The sequence below is a fragment of the Streptomyces torulosus genome (assembly GCF_001419765.1).
In the GTDB taxonomy this organism is placed as follows: Bacteria; Actinomycetota; Actinomycetes; order Streptomycetales; family Streptomycetaceae; genus Streptomyces; species Streptomyces torulosus.
In genome coordinates this window covers 13069-18585 of record NZ_LIRK01000085.1, presented here as the reverse complement: position 1 = coordinate 18585, position 5517 = coordinate 13069, and the positions used below count along the sequence as shown (strand labels likewise).

General features: G+C 70.4%; 3 protein-coding genes. 1 reads left to right on the top strand and 2 read right to left on the bottom strand.

All coding sequences use genetic code 11. The features are described 5' to 3' along the window. Positions 1-287 precede the first annotated feature (287 nt). Entirely contained in the window at positions 288-1088 is an 801-nt protein-coding gene (locus tag AOK23_RS07180) for a response regulator transcription factor (protein ID WP_055711906.1), read from the bottom strand. Further along, on the bottom strand, positions 1085-2416 hold the full coding sequence (locus AOK23_RS07175; RefSeq protein ID WP_055711905.1) for a sensor histidine kinase: 1332 nt from the start codon (positions 2414-2416) through the stop codon (positions 1085-1087). The genes AOK23_RS07180 and AOK23_RS07175 overlap by 4 nt, the downstream gene beginning before the upstream one ends. A 398-nt stretch (positions 2417-2814) precedes the next feature. On the opposite strand from AOK23_RS07175, the gene AOK23_RS07170 reads away from it, so the two are divergent. Continuing rightward, a complete protein-coding gene (locus AOK23_RS07170) occupies positions 2815-5505 on the top strand; it encodes an RICIN domain-containing protein (RefSeq protein ID WP_055711904.1) in 2691 nt (896 codons plus the stop codon). Positions 5506-5517: the final 12 nt, after the last annotated feature.

Below are 5517 nucleotides of genomic sequence, written 5' to 3'. Positions count from 1 at the left end.
AGATGTGGATAAGGGACAGGGGTGAGGGTGAGCGTGGGCCGCGCGGGGCCCGTCGTGGAGGCGAGGGCGGGCAGGGCCGACGGGCACGCCGTGACGCCGAGGACGAGTGCCGTGGCCAGGACGGCGCGGAGGGCGGTCCTGCGCGAGTTCCTCATGGTCAACTCCGTGGGTGTGAGCCGTGGTTCATGACGGCTCCATCCTGCTGACCAGCGGCTTCCCGGGGATCGCCCGCGCAGGCGGTCTTCGCGGGGCGGGTTCCTCGCCGACGCGGGGGAGGAGCCCCGCCCCTACGCTCCCCCGAGCGGGGGAGTCCCGAAGAGTCCGGGCGCCGTGTCGCCCGCCGTGACGAGGCCCGTCTCGTACGCGCAGATGACCGCCTGGATACGGTCCCGCAGCCCCAGCTTGGCGAGGACGTTGCCGACGTGCGTCTTGACCGTGTGGTCGCTGACGACCAGCTCGGCGGCGATCTCCGCGTTGGACAGACCGCGCGCGAGCAGCAGCAGGGTCTGCCGCTCCCGGCCGGTCAGCGCGTCCAGCCGGGGGTCGGGGCGCCGGGACCGGGCGGCGGCGGGCCGCGTGTACTGCTCCACCAGGCGCCGGGCCACGGACGGCGCGAGCAGCGAGTCGCCCCGCGCCACCACCCGCACGGCGTGCGCCAGGTCGTCCCGGCGGACGTCCTTCAACAGGAACCCGCTCGCCCCCGCGTGCAGCGCCTCGTACACGTACTCGTCGGAGTCGAAGGTCGTCAGCATGACCGTCCGGCAGCGGGGGCGCGAGCCGTGTGGGCGGGACGCGGCGGAAGGGCCGTCCGCGCGGTCCGCTCCCGCCGGGTCGTCCGGGCGGGACGCGGCCGCCGGGCCGGCCGGGTCGAGCCCGCTGATCGCCCGGCACGCCTCGATGCCGTCCAGGCGGGGCATGCGGATGTCGAGCAGCGCCACGTCGGGGGCGTGCCGGCGTACCGCCTCGACCGCCTCGGCGCCGTCCCCGGCCTCGGCGACCACCTCGATGTCCGGCTGGGCGTCCAGGATCATCGCGAACCCGCTGCGCACCAGCTCCTGGTCGTCGGCCACGACCACCCGGATCGTCATCGCGCGACCCCCGCCGCCGGCTCCGCGGCCGGGGCCACGGGGACCCGGACCCGCACCCGGAACCCCCGGCCGTCCGGCCCCGGCCCGGCCTCCGCCGTACCGCCGTGCGCGGCCGCCCGCTCCCGGATGCCGACGAGCCCATGCCCACCGCCGGCCCCGGCCTCGACACGGCCGTACCCCGGTCCTCGCCCGCCGCAGGACCCGACCTCCACGCGGCTGTGCCCCTGTTCCCGTCCACCACCGGCCCCGGTCTCCACGCGGCCGTGCCCCCGTCCCTGTCCGCCGCCGGGGCCGGCCTGCGGGCCCCGGCCGTCGTCCGTCACTTCGATGTCCAAGTCCCGTTCCCCGTAGGTGAGTCGTACGGTCGCCGTACGGGCCGCCGCGTGCCGGACCGTGTTCGTGAGGGCCTCCTGGACGATCCGGAAGACGGTCGCCGCCGTCGCCTCCGGCAGGGGCCGCGCCCGCCCGTGCGTGCCGTACTCGACGCGGAGTCCGCCGGCCCGGATCCGGTCGAGGAGGGCCGGCAGCTCGTCGAGGCCGGGCTGCGGCTCGCGCGGGGCCGCCCCGCCCGGCTCGTCGCCCTCGCGCAACACGCCCAGCATCTGCCGGAGTTGGACCATGGCGTCGCGCCCGGTCGCGGAGATGGCGTCGAACGCGGCCTCGGCGCGCTCCGGTGCCGTCCGTACCGCCACGGGGCCGGCCTCCGCCTGGACGATCATCAGGCTCACGGCGTGGGAGAGGATGTCGTGCATCTCGCGGGCGATGCGGGCGCGTTCGCGTGCCGCGGCCCGCTCGGCCTCGACACGCCGGTCGCGGCGGCGGGCCTCGGTCAGCCTGCCGAAGACAAAGGCCGCCGCGAACACGAAGAAGGAGAAGGTGAGTTCGCGCAGCGAGCGGGAGTTGAGCCACACCCCGACCGGGACGGCGACCAGCAGCAGAAGCCCGGTGGCCAGCCGTTTGCGCGCCGACGACTGCGCGGCGACCGTGTGGACGATCACCAGCCCGGTGTACGGCAGCGGCTGACCGGGGCCGTCCAGGGTCAGCCGGTACAGGGCGCTCGTCGCGAGGACGGCCAGCAGGACGGCGAAGGGAGCGCGCCGCCGCCACACCAGCGGAAGCACGGTGAGCGTGGTCAGCCCGTACGCCGGCCAGCTCGCCGGCTCCTGGTCGGGCGGGCGCGGCACCACGAACGGCATCGTCATCGCCGCCTGGACCAGCAGGGCCAGCCCGATGTCCAGGACCAGGGGCCTGGCCGCGGCCAGTGCCCTCCCGCGCTCCCACCGCCGCCGCACACCCCGATGGACGGCCCTCCGTGCTTCCCCGCGCATGTTCCCCCCGGCCTGCCCTCTCCGTCCCCCGACGGAGGCGGCTTCACGGTAACCGGCCCCGGCTCGCCGCCGCAGCAACGGGCAGCGGGCCGCACCTCCCCTCTCGGCCTCATCGCATCCGAGCTAAATGAGTAGTACTCATTCTGGAGCCGGTGTGTGGAGTGGCGCGGATTGGGCCGTTGAGGGTAAGGGCGGCGATCGTTCCCCTCGATAGCGCTGCTACCTGCGGTTTTTCCAAGCTGCGAACGGTGGCTGCGCGCCGGGTTCGATGCATCCGCGTGGCATGGGTGTTGCTACAGAGAAAAATAGGCCCGCCTATCATCTTGACGCCGGTGCTCCATCGCCTCGATAAATGCAACTCATAGAAAGCCCGGGCGTTTGCAGGAGGGACACCACAGATGAGACCCCTACGCATCGGCGCGGGGACGGTCAAGGCGCTCGCGGGGGCGGCCGTCGTCTTCGCGGCCGTACTGCCCTGCCAACCCGCCTACGCGGCCACGACGAACTTCTACGTCGACCCTGTCAACGGCAGTGACGGCAACTCGGGAACCAGCACCGCCGCGGCGTTCAAGACCATCCAGGCCGCCAAGGCCGCGGTCCGGGCCGTCAACGCGAACATGTCCGACGACATCGTCGTGAACCTGCGCGGCGGCACCTATCCCCTCACCGCCCCGATCGCCTTCGGTACCTCTGACTCGGGTACGAACGGCCACACGGTCGTCTACCAGGCGTACAACGGAGAGACGCCCGTGATCACCGGAGGCAAGGCGATCACCGGTTGGACCGCTGCCTCGGGCGGCGAGTACAAGGCGCCGGTGGGCGGCCTCGACTTCCGGCAGTTGTACGTCAACGGGGTCCGCGCCACCCGGGCCCGCTTCCCCGACATCGGCTCCGACTTCCAGCTGCAGGGCAGCGACAAGACCAACAAGCTGCTGAAGGTGCTCAGTTCGCAGGTCTCCAACTGGGACCAGCTCAGCAAGGTCGAGATGATGCTGGAAACGCAGTGGGGCGAGAGCTACCTACGGCTGAAGTCGATCAGCTCCAGCAACGCCACCGCCAATGTGTCGATCCAGGACCACGAGGCGGGCATCCTGTTCCCGCGCCCCTACCCGATCCTCGCCAGCGGCTCCCCCCTGCACTTCGAGAACGCCCACGAGTTCCTCAACGAACCGGGCGAGTTCTACGTGGACACGGCAGCGCAGACCGTCTACTACAAGCCCCGCCCCGGCGAGGACATGTCCACGGCCACCGTGCAGGCCCCGACGCTGGAGACACTCTTCGACATCAAGGGCACGAGCCTCGACAGCCCCGCCCACGACCTGCGTTTCTCCGGGCTCACCTTCACCGGGACCACCTGGATGGAAGCGACGGACAACGGCTACCTCAACGGCCAGGGCGGCAACTACAACACGTCGGCCGACACCTCCAACAACCAGTACGTCGGCCGTCCGCCGGCCGGGGTCCAGGCGTCGTACGCCGACCGCCTCTCCCTCACCGGAAACACCTTCACCCAGATGGGCGCCACCGCCCTCGACCTGCACCACGGCGTGCACGCCGGCACCGTGACCGGCAACGTCATCCACGACATCGCCGGCAACGGGATCATGGTCGGCAAGTTCTCCGACCCGACGGTGGAGTTCCACACCGTCTACAACCCGCCGACCTCCCCGGCAGGTGAGGACGCCCGGGAGGTGGTCAAGAACGTCACCGTCAAGAACAACCTGATCACCCGAGTCGGTGAGGACTATGTGGGCACCGCGGGCATCAACGCGGGCTTCGTCAACAGCACCACCATCGACCACAACGACATATCCGACACACCGTGGGCGGGCGTCTCGCTCGGCTGGGGCTGGCAGTCGGCGGCCAACGCCCTGGGTGACAACAGCGTCAGCTACAACCGGATCGGCAACGTGATGAACCGGCTCTGCGACGCCGCCGGTATCTACCACCTCTCCAACGACCCCGGCACCGTCTTCAACGGCAACTACATCCACGACGTGGTGCGTACGCCGTCCGCCTGCACTTCCGCGGTCAGCGGGATCTACCTGGACGAGGGGTCGAACAACATGACCCTTTCGAACAACGTGCTGTCGCGCACCGACGGATTCATCAACCAGAACCGCAACGGCACCAGCGTCACGCTCACCGACAACAGGACCTCCGGCGACGCGGTGATCAAGGCTTCTGGTCTTGAGCCCGCCTACCAGGGGCTGGCAGCCAAGATCAACCTCGCGTACAACAAGCCGGCCTCCGCGTCCACGGTCCTGAACTCCGGGTGGGCGGCGTCCAAGGGCAACGACAACGACAGTGCCACCGGCTGGTCGCCGACCGGAAGCGACACCTCGGCCTGGTGGCAGGTCGACCTGGGGCAGGCATACCAGCTCGGACAGTTCTCCCTGACCACCCGCCAGGACCTGGACCAGCCCGGGACCCGCGGCAACTTCGAGATCCGGGGCTCCAACGACCCGTCCTTCGGCACCTACACCGTCCTGGGACGCCAGACGAGTACCCTGCCGCTCGCCTCGACGCTCACGGGCAACATCGACGTCCGCCAGAAGTTCCGCTACGTGCGGGTCACCAAGACCGACGGCACGTACTTCTTCTTCGCCGACTTCAGTGTGCAGCGGGCCGGCGGTGCGCTGGAGGACGCGACCGGCACACCGAACGTCAACGCGTCGACGTACTACACCATCAAGAACGTCAACAGCGGACAGCTGATGGACGTGTACCAGAACTCCACCGCCGACGGCGCCGGCATCATCCAGTGGCCGAGCACCGGTGGGACCAACCAGCAGTGGAACATCGTCCCGGTCAGCGGGCAGCTCTACAGGATCGTGAACCGGAACAGCGGCAAGGTCCTCGCCATCAACGCCTCCAGCCACCGGAAGGGGGCCGCGCTCCAGCAGTACACCTACGCCGGCGGCAACAACCAGCTGTGGTACTTCGAGCCGGCCAACGGTGGGTACGCCATCCGCAACTTCGAGAGCAGGCAGGTCCTGGAGGTCGGTGGCGGATCGACGGCCAACGGAGCCGCCATCAGCCAGTGGATGCCCCTGAACCAGTCCAACCAGATCTGGACGATCCAGTGACGAGGTGACCCG